This is a genomic window from Paenisporosarcina sp. HGH0030, from assembly GCF_000411295.1.
In the GTDB taxonomy this organism is placed as follows: Bacteria; Bacillota; Bacilli; order Bacillales_A; family Planococcaceae; genus Paenisporosarcina.
Genome location: NZ_KE150421.1, coordinates 38,039 through 58,942 on the forward strand (window position 1 = coordinate 38,039; position 20,904 = coordinate 58,942).

The window sequence follows — 20,904 nt, forward strand, 5'->3', positions numbered from 1 at the left end:
CTCAGCCGCCTAGTGCGGCTGATTTTTTTGGAGGGAAATATGATGGTAAAAGATAAAGTGTTATTCATTACTGGTGCAGCACAAGGAATCGGTTTTCAAATAGCACAAGAGTTTGCACAAGCTGGCGCCAAAGTGGTGTTGACTGATTTGAATGAAGAAAAAGTAAAAGAAGCAGCGGCTTCACTTGGTTCAGGTGCAATCGGCTTAAAATGTGACGTAACTGTTGAAGAGGAAATTATCATTTCAATCGATGAAACCATCAGACAATTTGGCAAGCTTGATATTTTAATCAACAATGCTGGTATGCAACACGTTGCCATGTTGGAAGATTTCCCAACTGCACGTTTTGAATTGCTTATAAAAATCATGCTCACTGCTCCATTTATTGCCACGAAAAATGTATTGCCACATATGCGCAAACAAGGCTTCGGCCGTATTATCAATATGGCCTCAATCAACGGATTAGTAGGGTTTGCTGGTAAATCAGCCTATAACTCGGCCAAGCATGGCGTGATTGGATTGACGAAAGTTACAGCTCTTGAAACAGCAGTGGACGGCATTACCGTAAATGCAATTTGCCCAGGTTATGTGGACACGCCACTTGTGCGTAATCAGTTGCAAGATTTGGCTACAACTCGCAATGTGCCCCTTGAATCAGTGCTTGAAGAAGTTATTTATCCGTTGGTTCCACAAAAACGTTTACTGGATGTAAAAGAAATCGCGGATTTAGCGATGTTCTTATCCAGCGAATCGGCAAAAGGCATGACTGGACAGGCAGTTGTTCTGGACGGCGGATATACTGTTCAATAAATCTTGTGCTTTTTGAAAACTTCGATTACAATAAAAAACAATAGTGTAAGACTGTGAAAAGGATCAGTAAATAATGTTGTGTTTTGTAGAGAGCCGACGGTTGGTGCAAGTCGGTATCACAAGTTATTGAACTCGCCTTGGAGTCTGCAGTGGTGAAGTAATAGTAACCGGTGCCGTTTTCCGCGTTAAGGAAACAAGTTGAGCAATATTTGTTGCTAATTTGGGTGGTACCGCGGGAGTATGCGTATAACTCTCGTCCCTTAGTCTTTTTTGACTAATGGACGAGAGTTTTTTTTATTTTGGCTATGTTATATTTCTTTGTTGTTTTTTACTGGTAAGCGATATGGAGCAAAACAGCGAAGACTTCTTTGGGAAAGCGAGACAGTCGAGACCCCGCAGAAGCGAATATAGGAACGAAGGCTAGGAACGCCACCTCGTGTGGCAACGCCTTCGTGACCAACATCCTGTTGGCCTGAGGAGGCTCGACACTCGCCCAAGGAAAGCGTAGCTGTTTTGCGGAAAATCAACAGCATTGTTTAACAGAGCCTTTATTTTAAGGAGGAAAAGATATGAATTTTAAACATCAACAGATTGAAAAAAAGTGGCAAACGTATTGGGATCAAAATAAAACATTTAAAACTGGGGAAGATTCTTCAAAACCAAAGTTTTATGCTTTGGATATGTTTCCTTTTCCGTCAGGTGCAGGACTGCATGTAGGTCATCCAGAAGGATATACGGCAACTGATATTTTGAGCCGATTCAAGCGTATGCAAGGTTACAATGTGTTACATCCAATGGGATGGGATGCTTTTGGTTTGCCTGCAGAGCAATATGCTCTTGATACAGGCAATGACCCTGCTGAATTTACGGCAAAAAACATTGCAACATTCAAACGTCAGATTCAGGAACTTGGATTCTCTTATGATTGGGAACGTGAAATCAATACAACGGATCCTTCTTATTACAAGTGGACGCAATGGATATTCCTTCAGCTACATAAAAAAGGATTGGCTTATGTGGATGAAGTGGCAGTGAACTGGTGCCCGGCACTTGGAACTGTGCTTGCAAATGAAGAAGTGATTGATGGGAAATCCGAACGCGGAGGGCATCCTGTTGAAAGACGTCCAATGAAGCAATGGATGCTGAAAATTACAGCATATGCCGATCGTTTAATCGAAGATTTGGATGAACTGGATTGGCCAGAAAGCATTAAAGATATGCAACGTAACTGGGTTGGCCGTTCAGAAGGAGCAGAACTGACATTCAAAGTGGATTGCACTGAGCACTCATTCCGTGCATTTACTACACGTCCGGATACAATCTTTGGCGCAACATATGCAGTACTAGCACCCGAGCATGCTTTGGTAAAAGATATTACCGTAGCCGAACAACGTGAAGCGGTAGAAAAATATATTGAATCTGTGAAGTTGAAAAGCGACCTTGAGCGTACAGATTTAGCAAAATCCAAAACAGGTGTGTTTACAGGTGCTTATGCACTTAATCCAGTAAATGGAGAAAAAATGCCGATTTGGATTGCTGACTATGTACTGGCTTCATATGGTACGGGCGCAATCATGGCTGTTCCTGCACATGACGAACGCGACTATGAATTTGCCAAACAGTTTGAACTTCCAATCGTTGAAGTCGTTGCAGGTGGAGACATTTCAAAAGAACCGTATGCAGGAGAAGGCGAGCATGTAAACTCTGATTTCTTGAATGGTCTGGACAAAACGGAAGCAATTGAAAAAGCGATTGCTTGGTTTGAAGAAAAAGGAACTGGCGAAAAGAAAGTAACATATCGCCTACGTGATTGGTTATTCAGCCGTCAACGTTACTGGGGAGAGCCGATTCCTGTAATTCACTGGGAAGATGGTTCAATAACAGCTATTGATGAATCAGAACTTCCACTGATTTTACCGAAATCTAATGATATTAAACCAAGTGGAACAGGTGAATCACCACTTGCTAAAATAGACGAATGGGTAAATGTTGTTGATCCGAAAACGGGCATGAAAGGCCGTCGTGAGACGAATACAATGCCAAACTGGGCAGGTAGCTGCTGGTATTACCTGCGCTATATTGATCCAAACAATGATCAAGCCATCGCAGACCCAGAATTGATTAAACAATGGTTGCCTGTCGATATTTATATCGGTGGAGCTGAACATGCGGTTCTTCACTTACTTTACGCTCGTTTCTGGCATAAAGTGTTGTATGATATTGGCGTTGTGCCAACTAAAGAACCATTCCAAAAACTTTACAACCAAGGAATGATTTTGGGCGAAAATAACGAGAAAATGTCCAAATCAAAAGGGAATGTCGTGAATCCTGACGATATCGTGGAAAGCCACGGTGCAGACACTCTTCGTTTATACGAAATGTTCATGGGGCCATTGGACGCGTCCATTGCGTGGTCAGAAAATGGACTTGACGGTGCCCGTCGATTCCTAGATCGCATCTGGCGCTTGTTCGTAAATGAAGATGGTACAATCAGCGGTAAGATTGTTGAGTCAAATGATGGAACACTCGAAAAAGTGTATCATCAGACAGTGAAGAAAGTGACGGAAGACTACGAAGGAATCCGTTTCAACACAGCGATTTCGCAAATGATGGTCTTTATCAATGATGCTTACAAAGCACCACAAATTCCTGTTGAATATGTAAAAGGATTCGTTCAGCTACTTGCTCCTGTAGCACCACACGTGGCAGAAGAGCTTTGGGAAAAACTTGGAGGCAGCGAAACGATTTCTTACGTGGCTTGGCCGACATTCGATGAATCCAAACTAGTGGAAAACGAAATTGAAATGGCTATCCAATTCAATGGTAAGGTTCGCACGAAAATGGTCGTTAGTAAAGATTTCACTAAAGATGAGTTGGAAAAAGCGGTTTTACAAGACGAAAAAGTGATTGAAATTCTTGATGGAAAAGAAATCAAAAAAGTCATTGCCATTCCTGGTAAGCTTGTGAACATAGTGGTCGGCTAATGGAACCGATACATGTTGTCTTAATACTTGTCGTCATCGCATTTTCTTGGAAGATTTTCACGATTCTACGTCACCCGGAAATTTCTAAATCCAACAAAAGGATGGCACTCAGTGTATTTATCATTTCACTGATATCATTCGCCATTGCACTATATTTTGCAGGATAAGCGAAAACCCCAGTCATTTAAATGACTGGGGTTTATTTTTGTTGATTAGATGGTGAAGTTGCGATCGTTCCGAAAAAAGTAGTTGTCCCACATTATCTGTTCTTTATACGTGTTGATCCACGAGAATAGGATTACCGTCTGGATCTTCAATTGTAAAACTGGCTGGTCCAACGCTTGATGTATCTGCTTCAGTCAGTATTTTAATTCCTTTTGCTTTAAGCTGATTCTGCAGTTCTCGAATGTCCGTAAACGTATCAAGATTCTCGGCATTTTGATTCCATCCTGGATTAAAAGTCAGAATGTTCTTTTCGAACATTTCTTGGAACAGCCCTATTACGCAACCTTGGTTCTTCATAATAAGCCAATTTTGAGTAATGTCCCCACCGAAGACTTCAAACCCTAAATCTTCGTAAAATGATTTTGATTTATTAATGTCTTTTACACTTAAACTTACAGAAAATGCTCCTAGTTTCATATTACTTCCTCCTATAGTTTTGAATATTCATGCTTTATATAAGTTCAGTATAGATGTGTCATTTGGAATACACAACATTCATCTTAAGTGAAGTGGACAGCTCCTCATACATTCCATGCTCAAGTGCTATACTAAATAGATACGTAGAAAGAATGGGAGGATAAAACAATGAGCCAAACTAATCTTCTAATGGATTCTTTTAAACAAACTAAATATCAAATTGATGGACACGGTACAAGAAATATTCAAATATTGAAAGAGGCATTCGACTCTTTCGATGGCCAGACAGTGAGCGATATGTACGGAAGAGGCGAAATAATTGAAGCTTTTCAAGCCAAGATGGCAGCGTATTTAGGTAAAGAAACAGCTGTCTTCTTTCCAAGTGGCACAATGGCACAGCAAATCGCATTGCGTATCTGGTGCGACAAAAAAGGCCAGAGAAAAGTGGCTTATCATCCATTAAGCCATCTGGAAATTCATGAGCATGATGGCTTGAAGGAATTGCACCACATCGAAACGGTGTTGTTGGCGGACAAGAACAGGGTAATTGAACTGAATGATGTGCTAACTATGGACGAGGAAATAGCTTGTCTATTGCTGGAATTGCCTCAGCGTGAAATAGGCGGTCAATTACCGACGTATGAAACACTCGAAAAAATATCCAGTCATTGTCGTGAGAAAGGAATCATGTTGCATTTAGATGGGGCACGACTTCTTGAAATACTTCCTTATTATCAAAAAACTGCAACTGAGATCTGTAGTTTATTTGATAGCGTATATATCTCCGTTTATAAAGGGATAGGTGGAATTGCGGGGGCTATTCTGGCCGGTGATCAAGACTTTGCGCAAGAATCAAAGATTTGGAAACGACGTCATGGGGGAGATTTAATCAGTCTGTACCCATATATCATCAGTGCCGATCATTATTTTGATCAAAGATCAGAGAAAATGGGGCAATATTATGAGGATGCAAAGGAACTTGCCGGACTTTTCAACTCATGTCATGGAGTGGAAACATTACCATTGAAGCCTGTTTCTAATATGTTCCACGTCTATTTTGGTGGCGCAAAGGAAACCATGGAACATTTGTTGGCAGAAATACACATTGAAACAGGTATTGGTTTAACCAGGTATTTAAGAGAAACATCAGATGAAAGATGTAATTTTGAATTGAGCATTGGTGACTTGTATGAGAGTGTACCAAAAAGTGAATTAAAGCACGCATTTCAACTGCTGGATAAGAAGATGCGAGAGATTACGCAATAATGTTATGGAAAGGGGGAAGTGACAAAATCACTTGCCTCTTTCCTTTTTTGATTCTTATATCTTACTAGGGTTTAGAACCGTACGTTTGCGCTGGCCGCATGTTCCGCATGAGCCAACAAAAATAAGTGAGAAGTAATTAAAAAACGGAGCAAAGTGACTGGATCACTTCGCTCCGTTTTTCGTTAGTTGTGGAATGATTATTTATATTCAACCGGTACGTATGGAATCGTTTTTGCGTATTGCGCAGCGCTCATGCCAGCAATTTTCCCGGTAACGAGAGCAGAGGTAATGTTATACCCGCCAGTATAGCCGTGAATATCCAAAATTTCACCGCAGAAATACAGACCAGGCTTTTTCTTGGAAGCCATCGTCTTCGGATCAATTTCTTTTACTGAAACACCGCCACCGGTAACGAACGCTTTTTCGATAGGTTGAGTGCCATTTACTTTCATCGTAAATGATTTCAACAAGCTGGCCAAAGCTCGAACTTTTTCATTGGACAGGTTAGCACCGATTTCATTCGATTCGATGCCAGCTCGATTTAATAAAAACAACAGCCAACGTTCAGGCGCAACGCCTTTCCAAACATTTTTCACTGATTTCTTGGCATCTTCTTTCATCAACTTGACCAGCATCTGGAAAGCTGACTCCGCATTTTCTTGCGGCAAGGAATCGATAACCATATCAACAGGGGATTCCCCGTTTTTCATGCGTTCTTTGACGACAAATTGACTGCAACGTAAAATAGCGGGACCGCTTAAACCGAAATGTGTAAATAACATGTCCATTTGATGGGTAATCAACACTTTTCCTTTTTTATTCAAGACAGAGACCGCTACATCACGAAGTGCGAGTCCTTGCAATTCTTTTGAGCGAATGAATTTTTCATCAGACAACAACGGTACTTCAGTTGGGTATAAGGTGGTGACTGTATGTCCTGCACGCTGTGCCCATGGGTAACCGTCGCCAGTCGACCCTGTTTGAGGGACAGCTTTTCCTCCGACAGCAAGTACAACGGCTTTACTTAAGATTTCTTGTCCACTTTTCAGACGGACGCCAAGAATTTTATCTTCGTTCATCAAAAGTTTCGCAACGGGTCTTTCGAATAGTACTTCTACACGCAACTTTTCCAATTGGCGTACTAAAGTATCGACAACATCCTGAGCCCTATTGGAAACAGGGAACATGCGCCCATGATCTTCTTCTTTCAGCTCAACACCAAGACCTTCAAAGAAAGTAATGATGTCTTCATTATTGAAAACCGAGAAAGGACTATACAGGAACCGTCCATTACCGGGTATGTGCTTCACAATTTCTTCCTGGGATAATCGGTTCGTAACGTTGCAACGTCCACCGCCAGATATCGCTAATTTTTTTCCAAGTTTCGTTCCTTTTTCAAGAAGTAATACTTTCTTGCCAATTTCACCAGCAGCAATGGCCGCCATTAATCCAGAGGGACCGCCTCCGACAATTATTACATCATACATGGGATAAACACACTTTCTTCTTTTTTCTTTATTATAAACCATTTGTGGTTTTCATGTTCGAGGGGTAAAATATCCTGTAGGTTTTAAAATTTAGAGGTCAGGAAGTTAAACATGTCAAATAATTTATATAAAGGTACGGCCATTCTGACGATTGGTCTATTCCTCTCGAAAATATTAGGGGTTATTTATATCATCCCATTTTACTCGATGGTTGGAGAAGAGAATATTGGGCTGTACCAATATGCATATATTCCATACAATCTTATGCTAGCAGTAGCGATTTCTGGTGCGCCTTTGGCTTTTTCAAAGTTTGTTTCCAAATATAATTCTTTAGGGGATTATGAAACAGGCAGAAGATTATTAAAATCCGGTTTAATGGCGATGATGGTCACAGGATTCCTATCGTTTTTGTTTTTATATTTCTTTGCGGAACCACTTGCAAGAGTTACCATCGCTGAGAATGAGAAAATATATACGGTTGGAGACGTGACGGATGCCATTCAATGGGTTAGTTTTGCATTGATTGCTGTTCCTTTTATGAGCTTGCTTCGAGGATTCTTCCAAGGGTATAGTTTCATGATGCCAACAGCATCTTCTCAATTGATTGAACAAATCGTACGGATTATCTTTTTACTTGGGGGCACTTTCCTGGTCTTGAATGTTTTTGGTGGAACACCAAAAGAAGCCATTCAAGTAGCTGTACTATCCGCGTTTGTCGGTGCACTTGGCGGTATAGTCGTGCTGTATTATTATTGGCGGAAAAAGAAACCGGAATATGACAATTTACTTGAAAAATCTACAGCTTCTTACGATGTGAATTTAAAAGATATGTATAAAGAAATTTTGGTTTATGCAATTCCGGTAGTATTTTTGGGAGTTGCTAATCCACTGTTCCAATTTGTGGATTTATTAACATTCAATCGTGCAATGAGTGATGCAGGACATTCCTTGAAAACCGATTATTTGGGTATTCTGAATCTCACGGCACATAAATTGGTTATGATTCCTGTCATGCTTGCGACCGGATTCTCCATGGCATTGATACCTTTGGTAACTAAATATTTCACGACCAATGAGCATAAGCAATTGTCACGAACGCTTGATCAGACATTCCAAATCCTATATTTCCTTACGATGCCTGCTGTGATTGGAATGACGGTTCTGGCTCCTGAACTCTATCACTTATTCTATGAACAAAGTGCAGTTGGCTCAGATATTCTGGCGCATTACTTGCCTGTTGCCATTCTATTCAGTCTGTTCCCTGTAACTGCTGCCATTTTACAAGGTATCAATCAACAGAGATGGATCATTCTCAACTTGTTGGTTGGATTATTAATTAAATTGGCGTTGAACATTCCGTTAATCAGCTTGTGGGAAACGAACGGGGCTATTGCAGCGACGATTATTGGATACAGTGTTGCAATTTTTATGAACTTTGCTGTATTGGTGGTAACGCAAAACTACCGTTCCATTTTATTGGTAAGAAGAATCGCACTTATTACATTGATAAACGTAGCGATGTTCATTGCCGCTGTCATCACTCGCATGGTGCTAATTCAAATCATGCCTGCCGAATCTAAATTCGGGGCTATGTTGATTATCTTAATTGTAGGTGCAGTTGGCGCACTAGTTTATGGAGCCATTGCCCTTCGTTTGGGAATTGCGCAGAAATTATTTGGTGAACGATTAACGAAATATACGAAGAAATTTGGTTTTTAAGGTGGTTCTTTTATGAGGTTAGATAAATTGCTTTCAAATATGGGTTATGGTTCGAGAAAAGAAGTAAAGCTTTTGCTTAAATCAAAAGCAGTTGAAGTAAACGGCGTTTCTGCGAAGGATGTCTCCATGCACGTCGATGCGGAAAAAGATTCGATTGTTGTTTATGGGGAAGAAGTTATTTATACAGAGTTTATTTATTTAATGATGAACAAACCACCTGGTGTCATTTCTGCCACGGAAGATAAAAAAGATGAAACCGTCATTGATTTACTTGATCCAGTGGCGCAACATTTTAAACCTTTTCCTGTAGGACGCTTGGATAAAGACACGGAAGGTCTGTTGATTCTGACGAATGACGGCCATCTATCCCATCAGCTTTTATCGCCGAAAAAACATGTGCCGAAATTATATTTCGCCACTATTGATGGGCGAGTAACAGATGATGATGTGAAGAAGTTTAAAGAAGGTGTCACGCTTGATGATGGGTATTTCACAAAACCTGGTGAATTGACTATCTTGTCAAGTGGTGAAGTGTCTGAAATCGAGTTGACGATTATGGAGGGGAAATTTCATCAAGTAAAACGAATGTTTGAATCCGTAGGTAAAAAAGTGACGTATCTAAAACGGATGCGTATGGGTTCTCTTCAATTGGATGAAACTCTCGAGCTCGGCGATTATCGTCCATTAACAGAAGCTGAATTAGAAGCATTACAACAGAAAGAATGACCGAGATTTTCTCGGTCATTCTTTTTTACCTTGATTAAGTAGTCTAAGATGTCATTTTTACGCGTTTGTTCGTCGTTGTCCATCTGCCTCGACTTGGACTGCTGACCAAGTCATTAAAGGCTAACACATTCAAATCTCTTTGAACGGTGCGAGGAGTGATGCCGAATTCATCGACTAAGTCTTGTGTCGTAACAATCCCATGATCTCGGATAAACATGTACACATCTTTAATACGATTGAGCATCCGATCAGTAGTTGGTTTCAATGTAGAACCACTCCTTCATCTTATGTTCTCTTGGCAAAAGACTAGCGGACGATATTATGAGTCTTAAAGTAGACTCCACTATATTGAATAGAGTGCCGTAAACAGCCCCTTTTCTATTAGTTCGTCAGACTACTGTTATCTGACAATTCGATTATATAGTAAAAAGCTCAATAATTCTAGTATTATATCTAAAATTTACAGTGTCTTTACAATATTGACATGTAAAAACGAACATTTTTTTCACAAAATCGCTATAATGTTCGTATAAAAAGAAAGTGGAATTGCCCCCTATGATTTTTCGAAGAAAGGTGTAGAATAGCTTTAAGAAAGTGGCAGGAGGAATTCAAACGTGATTAATTGGATGGAAGAAGCACACAAAAGACAGGATGAACTATTAGCAGAATTACAACAACTGATACAAATTCCCAGTGTTCTGGATGAAAAACAATCGTCAACAGATCACCCGTTTGGACCCGAGCCGCTAAAGGCGCTGGAGTGGATGCTTCAAAAAGGTCAGCAAGCGGGAATGCAAGTGAAAAATGTCGATCAAATGGCTGGGCACATTGAAATGGGAGAAGGGGAAGAACTTCTTGGTATTTTAGGACATGTTGATGTGGTGCCAGCAGGCAAAGGTTGGACTTATCCTCCGTTTGAAGGTCATATCGAAAATGACCGTTTGTATGGAAGAGGTGCCATTGACGATAAAGGCCCAACAATGGCTGCTTGGATGGCTATGAAAATGGTGAAAGAAGCTGGAATACCGTTAAATAAACGGGTGCGATTAATTATCGGAACAGACGAGGAAAGTGGATTCCGATGCGTAAAACGTTATTTTGAAAAAGAAGAAATGCCGCATATTGGGTTTGCTCCTGATGCCGATTTCCCAATTATCAACGCAGAAAAAGGCATTTCTACTTTAAGATTCACTACGGCCAAGGTAGAGCAGGAAGAGCAGTTGCAATCATTCCAAGCAGGGACACGTACAAACATGGTTCCTGATTTGGCAACAGCTGTTGTATATGGTGAACTAGATACAATTGAACAGGAATTTGAACAGTTCACACAACAACATCAACTGCAAGGTTCTATTGAAAGAAAAGATCATACCTTTCAAATGACATTGGAAGGAAAATCAGCGCATGCCATGGAACCAAATGATGGCATAAATGCGGGTGTGTATCTGGCTGAATTCCTGAAAGATGTTGTGACAACTGCTGGATCGAAGACTTTTGTTGAATTTGTTTCCACATCATTCTTTAAAGATTCTAGAGGAAATGCTTTCGGTTTGAACTACAATGATGAAATGTCAGGAGATACAACCTTGAATGCAGGCATCATTTCTTTTGATCCTGCTAAAGGCGGAACGGTGGATGTCAGCTTACGATACTCCGTGACCTATGATTTTGAGAAACAATTGACACAGTGCCAGACGATTATGAGTGACAAAGGAATCGCCGTCGATGTTACATCAAATTCAAAACCACATTATATAGAAGAATCGGATGAGCTCATTCAAAGTTTATCCCGTGTATATGAACGACAGACGGGTGAAAAGGCAACATTGCTATCCATTGGCGGAGGTACTTATGCACGTGTCCTTAAAAAAGGTGTAGCGTTCGGAATGTTATTCCCAGGTGAGAAAGATGTAGCCCACCAAGTGGATGAATTTATTGATATTCCAAATCTAATCAAAGCAGTTGCCATTTATGCAGATGCAATTTGTGAACTGGCTTCAAATCAATCGTAGAAAGAAGGATTTATATGAATTTGGTATTGTGGAATGATCGATTAGTAAAAGACGAAGAAGTACATTTATCTAAAGAAGACCGTGGTTACCAGTTTGGCGACGGCATTTACGAAGTCATCCGAGTATATAATGGCAATATGTTTACTGCGAAAGAACATATTGATCGCTTTTACGAAAGTGCCGATAAAATTAAATTAGTCATTCCATATACAAAAGATGTATTCCATAAAATGATGTACGATTTAATCGAGGCCAACGAAGTGACAACTGGACAGGTGTATGTTCAAATTACGCGCGGCGGAAGTCCAAGACAACATCATTTTCCTACCGAAGCTGTTGAACCGGTTCTAACGGCATACACGAAGTTAGTGGAACGTCCCGTTTCCCAAATGGCGAACGGGGTAGCTGCCAAATCGGTTGAAGATGTACGCTGGTTGCGTTGTGATATTAAGAGCTTGAATTTACTTGGGAATATCATGGCAAAACAAGAAGCTTATGAAAATGGATGTTTTGAAGCACTTTTACATAGAGGAGATACAATTACGGAAGGTTCTTCTTCGAATATGTATGGGATTAAAAACGGCGTTCTTTATACACATCCAGCGACCAACTTAATACTAAATGGCATCACACGTCGCGTCATTCTGGCTTGTTGTGAAGAAATCGGTTTACCAGTAGTCGAAGAACCGATGTCTCTATCAACTGTTTATTCAAATGATGAATTCTTCATGTCTTCGACAACTTCGGAAATCATGCCGATTGTCGTCATCGATGGAGTAAAAGTCGGTTCAGGTTTACCAGGAGTTTGGACGAAAAAATTACAAGCCGCATTTGAAGCAAAAATTGAGCAAGCTGTGCATGCATAAGTTAATGCCTCTCCACTAAGTGGAGGGGTATTTTTTTTAACCTTATTCCTGTAAACTGAGTTGTATAAAAAGGGTGGTGTATATGAGATGCAACATTATTTTATCGGGGTAAAACTACCAAGTGAGCTGTCTCAACAACTGGTTAATACACGGAATGATTGGCAGTTGGAAAAAACACACAAAAGATTGCCGTCTGTAGAGGATTTGCATATCACGTTGGTTTATTTAGGTGCCGTGGAAAGCGAAAAATTGAAGACATTGATGCTAGAGCTGGATGACAATGAATCCTTTGCATCCATGAAACTTACAATTTGTGGAGTGTCCACATTTGGAAATCCCACTACGCCACGTGTAATCTATGCAGCGATCGAAGAACATCCGAAATTCAGCGAGTTGCAAAGTACAATTCTAGAAAAATGCCTGGATCTTTCATTGCCTGTGGATAGCAAGAAGTTTGTTCCGCATATCACTTTAGCGAAAAAATGGAGTGGACAGCAAGAGGGATTTTCAAAAGAAATGCATATAGCAACAAGTAAGTTCAAGGTGAATCAATTTTCTGTATACTCCATCAATCCTGGAGTCACGCCCTCTTATCAAGCAATTCATACCATTTACTTAAAGGACTAATTTGATGAAAACAACCATTATTGTCAATCCCACAGCAGCTAACGGAAAGTCGTTGAAACGGTGGGAGCAATTCAAAAAGAAATTAAATTTTACATACGATTTCCAAATGACAACCAGTCCAAAACACGCCACTACATTAGCAAGAAAATGTGCTGAAACGGGTGAGCCCCAACTGATTATAGCATTTGGAGGAGACGGTACTGCCCATGAAGTAATTGAAGGGATTCTCGATTGTTCAAATTGTATCGCAGGAGTCATCGGCGCAGGATCAGGCAATGATTTTGGACGCGGATTTCTGTCCTTTCAAAACGCGCACGAAGTCAATCAATATGTGCAGTCACAAGGTCTGGCGAATGAAATGGACATCGGTGTAATGAATCATCAGAATAGAAATTACTATTTTGTTAACAATGCAGGCATTGGTTTTGACGCATACATTGCATACCAAGTAAACAAATCACCAGTGAAAAAAATATTGAATAAATTCAGTCTTGGCAAACTTGCTTATACATTCTTTCTCATTAAGACATTGGTGACATTTCAACACTTCGATTTAACCGTAGAAACGCCTAGTTACAGTCAATCATTCAAAAAAGTATGGTTTGTGACTGTAAGTAACCAGCCCTACTATGGAGGAGGAATGAAAATCTCTCCCCAATCCAATCCAGCTGATGGTCAAATTGAATTAACGGTTGTTCATCATTTGTCACGTATTAAACTTTTACTCGTTTTTGTTTCCGTATATTTTGGGAAGCATACATCGTTTAAAGAAGTACATCAAATGTCAGCTAAATCGTTTGCTTTAACAACTAATGATTATATGTATCGACACACAGATGGGGAGTTTGCGAGCAAGACGATGCCACAAGTAGCGGACAAATTCACAGTTCTTCCTAAGCGGTGGAAAATAACGAAATTGACATGAACTTGACGATAGCGGGAACTTGGATGATAATGTATAGTCGAAAAGCACGTATGAAAGTAGGAATAGATTATGAGATTACGCAATAAACCGTGGGCAGAAGATTTTATCGCTGCACACCCACATATCGTGATACCAAATCCGGAAGACCATAAAGGCAAATGGGAAGAAGTCTTTCAAAATGACAATCCATTGCATATTGAAGTAGGCACTGGAAAAGGTCAATTTGTGACAGGTATGGCGAAAGCCAATCCACATATTAATTATATGGGCATCGAATTATATGACAGTGTGATCGTATCTGCTTTAGAAAATGCTCTGGAAGCGGGTACATTGCCAAACTTGAAACTGTTAAAAGTGAATGGGGCACACTTGGCCAAATTCTTTGAAAAGAATGATGTTAGTCGCGTTTATTTAAACTTCTCGGATCCTTGGCCAAAAGTTAGACACGAGAAAAGAAGATTATCTCACGAAAACTTCTTGAAGTTATATGAGTCAATTCTGATTGATAACGGTGAAGTTCATTTTAAAACCGATAATCGTGGACTTTTTGAATTCTCGTTAATGAGCATGTCAGCATATGGCATGTTGTTGAAATATGTTTCACTGGATTTACATGCAAACATGCCAGAAGACAATATCATGACGGAATACGAAGAAAAGTTTTCTGCAAAAGGACAACCCATCTATCGCCTAGAATCTCAATTTATCACGAAGAAGGCTGATTAAAGTTATAACATACTCGCCACGCAATCAAGAGATTGTCGTGGCGTTTTTTGATACACTGAAAACAGTACAAAGGAGGGTTCCATATGGATCAATATATATTTCACAAAATGACTTTATCATGGTTAAACGGAGGCTTGACAAACTTAGATGGGGGTTCCATGTTTGGGGTGGTACCAAAAATGGTATGGTCAAAAAAATACCCTGCCAACGAATCAAACCAAATTGCCATGAGTACCGACCCAATTCTGATTCAAGTAGATGGGAAAAACTTATTGATTGATACCGGTGTTGGGTTCAATAAAATGGACGAGCGACAATTACGCAATAATGGGGTTAAAGCACAGTCTCAACTCGAGGATTCATTGGCTATGTTAGGGCTGTTGACTGATGATATTCATTACGTTCTCATGACACATATGCATGCCGATCATGCTTCTGGTCTGACAAGAAGAGAAAATGATCAACTTGTTTCTACTTTCCCGAATGCGAAAATTCACTTATCTGCTATTGAATGGAACGAAGTGCGTAACCCAAACATCCGTTCAAGGAATACATATTGGAAAGAAAATTGGGAAGCAATCCAAGGCCAGGTTGAAACATTCGAAGGAGAGCTTGAAGTACTTCCAGGAGTCCGAATGATTCATACAGGTGGACACAGTGAAGGGCATAGCATCATTAAGCTCGAACAAAATGGTGAAACGATCATCCACATGGCGGATATCATGCCAACACATGCTCATCAAAATCCATTGTGGGTACTGGCTTTTGACGACTACCCAATGACTTCAGTTTTTGCCAAAGAAAAATTAATGAAAGAAGCTTTAGCAAACGGTCATTCATTTATCTTCTATCATGATGCTTACTACCGATTGATCAAGTGGGATGAAACAGGAAAAGAAATCATCGAGAAATTAGAACGGACAAATAATTAATACCATAGCTATATTGTATGATTGTGTAGTTTAAAAGAGTATTTGTATAATAGCCGTAAAACTATTAGGAGTTGATGTTGTGCTTAATCGAATCCGCAATAAAATAATTCAAACACAAGAAATGGAAGAAGAAGTGGATAATATCTACGCTATCTTACCACCGCCAGGAACCGTTCTCGGAGAAGCAACTGACGAAGAAATGGAAAAGGCAGCAGGGCTTGAAGTTAGACATCTGGCTCTCATGAGGCTACAGGATATGAATATACAATTTGACGGTTCGTCTTATAAAGAACTATTAAAAGATTTTCATGAATTTGAAACCGATTCGAGTAAATTTTGGAGAGGTGTTTGCAGCCGTTTATCCATTCCGTATGAATGGCCAATCAGAATCGATTATGCAAACGGCCCTATTTATATTGGCGACCACGATTTGTATGAAGAAGTAGAGAAAGAAGATTGATAAAAAGACTCTCCATATTAAACTCCTTGCAATTTTTATTATAAAAAAAGCGATCCCGCAAAATGGGATCGCTTTTGTCTTATATTTTGATTAATTCAACGACAGTACCTGTACGTGCATCTGCGAAAAATTCGAATTGCTCGATTTCCCCTTCATGCACGCGTGAAATGCCACCTCTGTAAACATCAGTCGAGATCGCTTGACGTTTGAAAGGTTCTGTCTTCATATAAATCCACGAACCATCAATAGGTCCTTCAGCTTTAAATGATTGTTTGATGCCATGCAAAACAAGTTCGGCCGGTTTCGTTGGGTCAATTCGATGGGCAGCTTCGCGAATTAAAAATCCTGCCGCGATACCCGTGGAAAATCCAAGAAGTAAATCTCTCGTTCTCATTAAATAACCTCCTAATAAAACCATTTTTTTCAGTGTATCATAATTGAGTCCGCCAAACAGTGTGTAAATCACTCATGCGAATAATTCGATTGTCGAAAGAAAAAAGATGGAAATGTTCTGATAAATCGACTACAATATGAAAGACTGTAAGTACTTAGGGGGATAAGACATTGAACTCAGAAACACTTCAATTATTTAAAACATTAACTGAACTTCCAGCAGCTCCAGGCAATGAACATGCCATGAGAAAGTTTATGAGAAGCGAACTTGAAAAATACTCTGATGAAATTGTCCAAGACCATTTAGGTGGCATCTTTGGATTGAAAAAAGGGGATGACCAAGGTCCTCGTATCATGGTTGCAGGACATATGGATGAAGTCGGCTTTATGGTGACGCAAATCACAAAAAACGGAATGTTACGATTCCAGCCATTAGGTGGATGGTGGAGCCAGGTTTTACTTGCGCAGCGTGTCGAAATTATTACAGATAATGGACCAGTTGTAGGAGTCATCGGTTCGATTCCCCCACATTTATTAAGTGATGCTGTACGCAACAAGCCAATGGATATTAATAATATGCTCATTGATATTGGTGCGGATGATTTGGAAGATGCCAAAAAAATTGGTATACGACCTGGTCAGCAAATTGTCCCGGTCTGTGCATTTACGCCAATGGCAAATAATAAAAAAATATTAGCGAAAGCATGGGATAACCGATATGGTTGTGGACTTGCGATTGAATTGTTAAAAGAATTGAAAGATGAAAAATTACCAAACACACTTTATTCAGGTGCCAATGTAATGGAAGAAGTGGGTTTAAGAGGAGCACAAACAGCTGCAAGCTTAATCAAACCTGATTTGTTCTTCGCTTTGGATGCGAGTCCTGCAAATGATATGTCTGGTTCTAAATCAGAATTCGGTCAACTTGGTAAAGGAACGTTGCTCCGTATTTTTGACCGCTCCATGATTACACATCGTGGAATGCGTGAATTTGTATTGGATACTGCTGAAACACACAAAATTCCATATCAATATTTCATTTCTCAAGGTGGAACTGATGCTGGACGCGTACACATGTCAAATGAAGGCGTACCGAGTGCAGTTGTGGGGATTTGTTCACGATACATTCATACATCGGGTTCAATTATTCACACGGACGATTATGCAGCGGCAAAAGAATTAATTGTGAAATTAGTCCGTTCTGCTGACAAAACAACACTCGATACCATTCGTCAAAATGTATAGTAAACCAAAATAATAAAGAAGTGCCTGAAAAGGCGCTTTTTTTGTGCGAAATTCAAGGAGACTCATATGAAAATTGCTATTGGAACAAAAAATCAGGCAAAAGTGAACGCAGTAGAAAATATATGTTCTTCATTACTGGAAAATGTGGATTTCTTTTCAGTTTCTGTACCCTCGAATGTTTCGGATCAACCAATTGGAGACGAAGAAACTTTACTCGGCGCAAAAAACCGAGCATGGTTAGCTTTCAAGGAATCCCAAGCGGAAATTTCTTTCGGACTCGAGGGAGGAGTGAAAGAGATAAATGGTCAACTGTTTGTTTGCAACTGGGGTGTACTGCATACGAAAACAGGTCAGCAATTTATCGCTGGAGGCGCCCAGATTCCTTTGCCTGCAGAAGTGGCGGAACCCATCCGAAATGGGGAAGAGCTTGGACCTGTAATGGAATCCTACACAAAACAAGTGGGAATACGACATAAAGAAGGAGCCGTAGGTGTGTTCACAAACGGACTTGTCAATCGCAGTGTGATGTTTGAACACATTGTCAAACTATTGATAGGTCAATACTTGTATGCCAATCCTACGCAAAAAACGACTTAAGTTGCAACGATATGGGAACCATATTAAAATAGAACATAGTGCTTTCTTAGATAGGAGGGAAAAACATGAGACGAAAATGGATGCGAATTGCGATCGCACCTTTCTTATTAGTAACTTTAGTTGCTTGTTCTGCAACTCCTGAAGAACAAATGGGAGAAGGAATAAATGCTGCAAAAGAAGCTTTTCAAAATGAATCAGCTGAGCCGAATGAACAAATTGAAAATGTTGAATTATTTGTTCCAAAAGGCTTTTCTATAGAGGAAGATTCGGACGAAACGAACATCGTCATGAAGGATAACGACGAATCGTATGTGTTGTTTGTAAACCCGAATGAACAACAAGATAGTCATTTATTTTATGATTTATTACAAGCTGAGAAAAAAGATGACATTAAAGCTCAAGAGACTTTTGAGCAAAATGGTCGCTTTGGTTTCATCGCTGTTTTACCATCAGGTGAGGAACAATACGAAATTATGGCAAGTATCGGTGGCGTGAAACTAACGACCATTTCGGATAAAGCTAACATTTCGGCGAACATGGAGCAAATGATGGAAATTGTTCGTTCTGTAAAAATTGATTCATAAAGGAGGAATTCAAATGAGAGATTTACAATCTGTTGAAGAATTCCAAGCTCTGAAATTAACGGAAGATGTTGTGTTTCTATTTACGGCTGGCTGGTGTCCGGATTGTCATTTTATTGACCCTTTCATGCCAGAGGTTGAAGAGAAGTTTGAAATCTTCAAATTTGTATCTGTTAACCGTGATCAATTTATTGATTTGTGTGCAGAACAAGAGATATATGGAATTCCAAGTTTCTTAGTCTTTAGAAACGGACTGGAAGCAGGGCGTTTTGTTAGCAAAGACCGTAAAACTAAGGAAGAAATAGAACAATTCCTAACAGAACTTCTTTAGAATGTTCCAATATTATGAGAGCGGTTCCGCCCAAACGGTAGGAACCGCTTCCTTTTGTAAAGGATGTGAAATTTTGAAACCAGAACAATTAGTTGAACGATTAAAGCAAGAACTACCGAATCCTTCATTCACGTGGCAACATGATAAAAAAACTGATCGGCTGCGTCTGAATCATACTGGGTTGAATAAAGGTATGGAAATTTCACTGCCAGAAATTTTGGCTAAATATGAAATGAAAAAAGATCTGGCAATCCAAGAGGTTGTCTATACCATTAGCCAGACTTTCGACGCGATGGAACAGGAAACCAAAGGCTTGACCAAATCAACATCACATATTTATCCTGTTATCCGTTCAACCTCATTCCCGTTGAAATCGAATGAAGGACATGCATTCGTTGTTACTGATCATACAGCGGAAACACGAATCTATTATGCACTGGATTTGGGGAACACGTATCGATTGCTCGATGAACAAATGATGAGTCAGTTAAATATCACAGATTCAGAGATGAAAGAAGCTGCGCGTTTCCAAGTCAGAAAACTGTCAACCGACATGAAAGAAGACCATGTGGCAGGAAATATTTTTTACTTTGTCAATGCGAACGATGGATATGACGCCAGTCGTATTTTAAATGAACAATTTTTGAAAGACATGAAAACGAAAATTAAAGGCGATATGACATTGTCAGTGCCTCATCAAGATGTGTTAATCATCGGAGATATTCGAAACGAAGCAGGTTATGATGTACTTGCCCAGTTAACCATGCATTTCTTTACAGTAGGTAAAGTGCCAATCACATCTTTATCTTTCATTTACGAAGACGGGGAATTGGAACCGATCTTTATTATGGCCAAAAATCGTGTACAAAAGGAGAACAATGACAAATGAATATTTTTTACAATACAAAGGGTGTCGGAGATGTGCTTTTAGTACAACTGGTACCAAATACATTTGAAGAAGTAACAACTGAAACAACAGGTGACATTACGTTAATCAAAGATGCAAAGACAGGCAAAGTTGGGGCATTTAATGTATTTAACTCGAGTAAATATCTTCAATTGACTGAGCAAGGCTCCGTTGAAGTAACAAAAGAAATCGTGGAATCTTTACAACAACTGCTGATCAATCATGATTTGGACTTGAAATTAGAGGTCGACTTTTCGCCTAAATTTGTAGTTGGCTATGTTTCTTCTAAAGAAAAACATCCAAATGCTGATAAATTAAATGTTTGCCAAGTTGAAGTGGGCGAAGAAACGCTTCAAATTGTATGTGGAGCCCCAAATGTGGAAGCGGGCCAAAAAGTAGTAGTAGCAAAGGTTGGCGCTGTAATGCCAAGTGGTTTAGTGATCAAAGATGCAGAATTACGTGGCGTTGCATCGAGTGGTATGATTTGTTCAGCGAAAGAATTGGCTTTACCAGATGCACCTACCGAAAAAGGGATTTTAGTATTAGAAGACACTGCTGAAATAGGATCAGCTTTCCAAGCATAAACTAGGTAAAACTCTGTGTACTCAAGGATTTTGATGCGCAGAGTTTTTTTAAGCCGTTTGATTTGACTTACAAACCTGCTAAAA

Annotated in this window: 23 protein-coding genes and 1 other annotated feature; of the genes, 19 read left to right on the forward strand and 4 right to left on the reverse strand. The window is 39.7% G+C overall.

Annotated elements, in window-relative coordinates:
- The first annotated feature begins 42 nt into the window (after positions 1-42).
- The 3 genes from HMPREF1210_RS00245 to HMPREF1210_RS18170 all read left to right on the forward strand — a co-directional run bounded on the left by HMPREF1210_RS00245 (position 43) and on the right by HMPREF1210_RS18170 (position 3,961).
- On the forward strand, positions 43-810 hold the full coding sequence (locus HMPREF1210_RS00245) for a 3-hydroxybutyrate dehydrogenase (RefSeq protein ID WP_036659257.1): 768 nt from the start codon (positions 43-45) through the stop codon (positions 808-810).
- Between the two features lie 44 nt (positions 811-854).
- Positions 855-1,074: a binding site (T-box leader), on the forward strand.
- Between the two features lie 305 nt (positions 1,075-1,379).
- Positions 1,380-3,794, forward strand: a complete 2,415-nt coding sequence (gene leuS / locus HMPREF1210_RS00250) for a leucine--tRNA ligase (protein ID WP_016426567.1) — start codon at positions 1,380-1,382, stop codon at positions 3,792-3,794.
- A complete protein-coding gene (locus tag HMPREF1210_RS18170; RefSeq protein ID WP_016426568.1) occupies positions 3,794-3,961 on the forward strand; it encodes a hypothetical protein in 168 nt (55 codons plus the stop codon). The genes leuS and HMPREF1210_RS18170 overlap by 1 nt, the downstream gene beginning before the upstream one ends.
- Before the next feature lie 103 nt (positions 3,962-4,064).
- Here HMPREF1210_RS18170 and HMPREF1210_RS00255 read toward each other — a convergent pair whose 3' ends face one another.
- Positions 4,065-4,436 (reverse strand): VOC family protein, encoded by a 372-nt coding sequence (locus HMPREF1210_RS00255; protein ID WP_016426569.1) that lies wholly within the window; start codon positions 4,434-4,436, stop codon positions 4,065-4,067.
- Between the two features lie 168 nt (positions 4,437-4,604).
- On the opposite strand from HMPREF1210_RS00255, the gene HMPREF1210_RS00260 reads away from it, so the two are divergent.
- Positions 4,605-5,702, forward strand: coding sequence for a low specificity L-threonine aldolase (locus HMPREF1210_RS00260; protein ID WP_016426570.1), 1,098 nt, complete (start codon positions 4,605-4,607; stop codon positions 5,700-5,702).
- Between the two features lie 197 nt (positions 5,703-5,899).
- Here the strand turns inward: HMPREF1210_RS00260 and HMPREF1210_RS00265 are convergent, their stop codons facing one another.
- Positions 5,900-7,189 (reverse strand): NAD(P)/FAD-dependent oxidoreductase, encoded by a 1,290-nt coding sequence (locus tag HMPREF1210_RS00265; RefSeq protein WP_016426571.1) that lies wholly within the window; start codon positions 7,187-7,189, stop codon positions 5,900-5,902.
- Positions 7,190-7,300: 111 nt separating this feature from the next.
- Between HMPREF1210_RS00265 and HMPREF1210_RS00270 the strand changes: the two genes are divergently transcribed.
- Both HMPREF1210_RS00270 and HMPREF1210_RS00275 read left to right on the forward strand, forming a co-directional pair.
- Positions 7,301-8,908 (forward strand): polysaccharide biosynthesis protein, encoded by a 1,608-nt coding sequence (locus tag HMPREF1210_RS00270; protein ID WP_016426572.1) that lies wholly within the window; start codon positions 7,301-7,303, stop codon positions 8,906-8,908.
- A gap of 12 nt (positions 8,909-8,920) precedes the next feature.
- On the forward strand, positions 8,921-9,634 hold the full coding sequence (locus tag HMPREF1210_RS00275; protein ID WP_016426573.1) for a pseudouridine synthase: 714 nt from the start codon (positions 8,921-8,923) through the stop codon (positions 9,632-9,634).
- 43 nt (positions 9,635-9,677) lie between these two features.
- On the opposite strand, the gene HMPREF1210_RS00280 is transcribed toward HMPREF1210_RS00275, so the two are convergent.
- The gene (locus HMPREF1210_RS00280; RefSeq protein ID WP_016426574.1) at positions 9,678-9,899 is read right to left on the reverse strand and encodes a DeoR family transcriptional regulator; all 222 of its coding nucleotides are present in this window, start codon (positions 9,897-9,899) and stop codon (positions 9,678-9,680) included.
- Positions 9,900-10,251: 352 nt separating this feature from the next.
- Here HMPREF1210_RS00280 and pepV point away from each other — a divergent pair, with 352 nt between their 5' ends.
- The 7 genes from pepV (at position 10,252) to HMPREF1210_RS00315 (ending at position 16,182) form a co-directional block, all read left to right on the forward strand.
- A complete protein-coding gene (pepV, locus tag HMPREF1210_RS00285; RefSeq protein ID WP_036659613.1) occupies positions 10,252-11,646 on the forward strand; it encodes a dipeptidase PepV in 1,395 nt (464 codons plus the stop codon).
- A 14-nt stretch (positions 11,647-11,660) separates the two neighbouring features.
- Positions 11,661-12,512, forward strand: a complete 852-nt coding sequence (dat, locus tag HMPREF1210_RS00290) for a D-amino-acid transaminase (RefSeq protein ID WP_016426576.1) — start codon at positions 11,661-11,663, stop codon at positions 12,510-12,512.
- An 87-nt stretch (positions 12,513-12,599) separates the two neighbouring features.
- Positions 12,600-13,139: an RNA 2',3'-cyclic phosphodiesterase gene (thpR, locus tag HMPREF1210_RS00295; protein ID WP_016426577.1), complete on the forward strand. Its 540-nt coding sequence runs from the start codon at positions 12,600-12,602 to the stop codon at positions 13,137-13,139.
- Between the two features lie 4 nt (positions 13,140-13,143).
- The gene (locus HMPREF1210_RS00300; RefSeq protein ID WP_016426578.1) at positions 13,144-14,064 is read left to right on the forward strand and encodes a diacylglycerol kinase family protein; all 921 of its coding nucleotides are present in this window, start codon (positions 13,144-13,146) and stop codon (positions 14,062-14,064) included.
- Positions 14,065-14,133: 69 nt separating this feature from the next.
- Positions 14,134-14,790 (forward strand): tRNA (guanosine(46)-N7)-methyltransferase TrmB, encoded by a 657-nt coding sequence (gene trmB / locus HMPREF1210_RS00305; RefSeq protein ID WP_016426579.1) that lies wholly within the window; start codon positions 14,134-14,136, stop codon positions 14,788-14,790.
- 83 nt (positions 14,791-14,873) lie between these two features.
- Positions 14,874-15,722 (forward strand): MBL fold metallo-hydrolase, encoded by an 849-nt coding sequence (locus HMPREF1210_RS00310; protein ID WP_016426580.1) that lies wholly within the window; start codon positions 14,874-14,876, stop codon positions 15,720-15,722.
- A gap of 121 nt (positions 15,723-15,843) precedes the next feature.
- Positions 15,844-16,182 (forward strand): hypothetical protein, encoded by a 339-nt coding sequence (locus tag HMPREF1210_RS00315; RefSeq protein ID WP_036659615.1) that lies wholly within the window; start codon positions 15,844-15,846, stop codon positions 16,180-16,182.
- Positions 16,183-16,261: 79 nt separating this feature from the next.
- On the opposite strand, the gene HMPREF1210_RS00320 is transcribed toward HMPREF1210_RS00315, so the two are convergent.
- Positions 16,262-16,576, reverse strand: coding sequence for a hypothetical protein (locus HMPREF1210_RS00320; protein ID WP_016426582.1), 315 nt, complete (start codon positions 16,574-16,576; stop codon positions 16,262-16,264).
- A 170-nt stretch (positions 16,577-16,746) separates the two neighbouring features.
- Between HMPREF1210_RS00320 and HMPREF1210_RS00325 the strand changes: the two genes are divergently transcribed.
- The 6 genes from HMPREF1210_RS00325 (at position 16,747) to ytpR (ending at position 20,820) form a co-directional block, all read left to right on the forward strand.
- Positions 16,747-17,820: a M42 family metallopeptidase gene (locus tag HMPREF1210_RS00325; RefSeq protein ID WP_016426583.1), complete on the forward strand. Its 1,074-nt coding sequence runs from the start codon at positions 16,747-16,749 to the stop codon at positions 17,818-17,820.
- A 66-nt stretch (positions 17,821-17,886) separates the two neighbouring features.
- A complete protein-coding gene (locus HMPREF1210_RS00330; RefSeq protein ID WP_016426584.1) occupies positions 17,887-18,417 on the forward strand; it encodes a DUF84 family protein in 531 nt (176 codons plus the stop codon).
- A gap of 65 nt (positions 18,418-18,482) precedes the next feature.
- Positions 18,483-19,001 (forward strand): hypothetical protein, encoded by a 519-nt coding sequence (locus tag HMPREF1210_RS00335; RefSeq protein ID WP_016426585.1) that lies wholly within the window; start codon positions 18,483-18,485, stop codon positions 18,999-19,001.
- Positions 19,002-19,014: 13 nt separating this feature from the next.
- Complete coding sequence (locus tag HMPREF1210_RS00340) at positions 19,015-19,329, forward strand: thioredoxin family protein (RefSeq protein ID WP_016426586.1); 315 nt, start codon at positions 19,015-19,017, stop codon at positions 19,327-19,329.
- A 73-nt stretch (positions 19,330-19,402) separates the two neighbouring features.
- Positions 19,403-20,218, forward strand: a complete 816-nt coding sequence (locus HMPREF1210_RS00345) for a DUF1444 domain-containing protein (RefSeq protein ID WP_016426587.1) — start codon at positions 19,403-19,405, stop codon at positions 20,216-20,218.
- Complete coding sequence (ytpR, locus tag HMPREF1210_RS00350) at positions 20,215-20,820, forward strand: YtpR family tRNA-binding protein (RefSeq protein ID WP_016426588.1); 606 nt, start codon at positions 20,215-20,217, stop codon at positions 20,818-20,820. The genes HMPREF1210_RS00345 and ytpR overlap by 4 nt, the downstream gene beginning before the upstream one ends.
- The last annotated feature ends 84 nt before the right edge of the window (positions 20,821-20,904 follow it).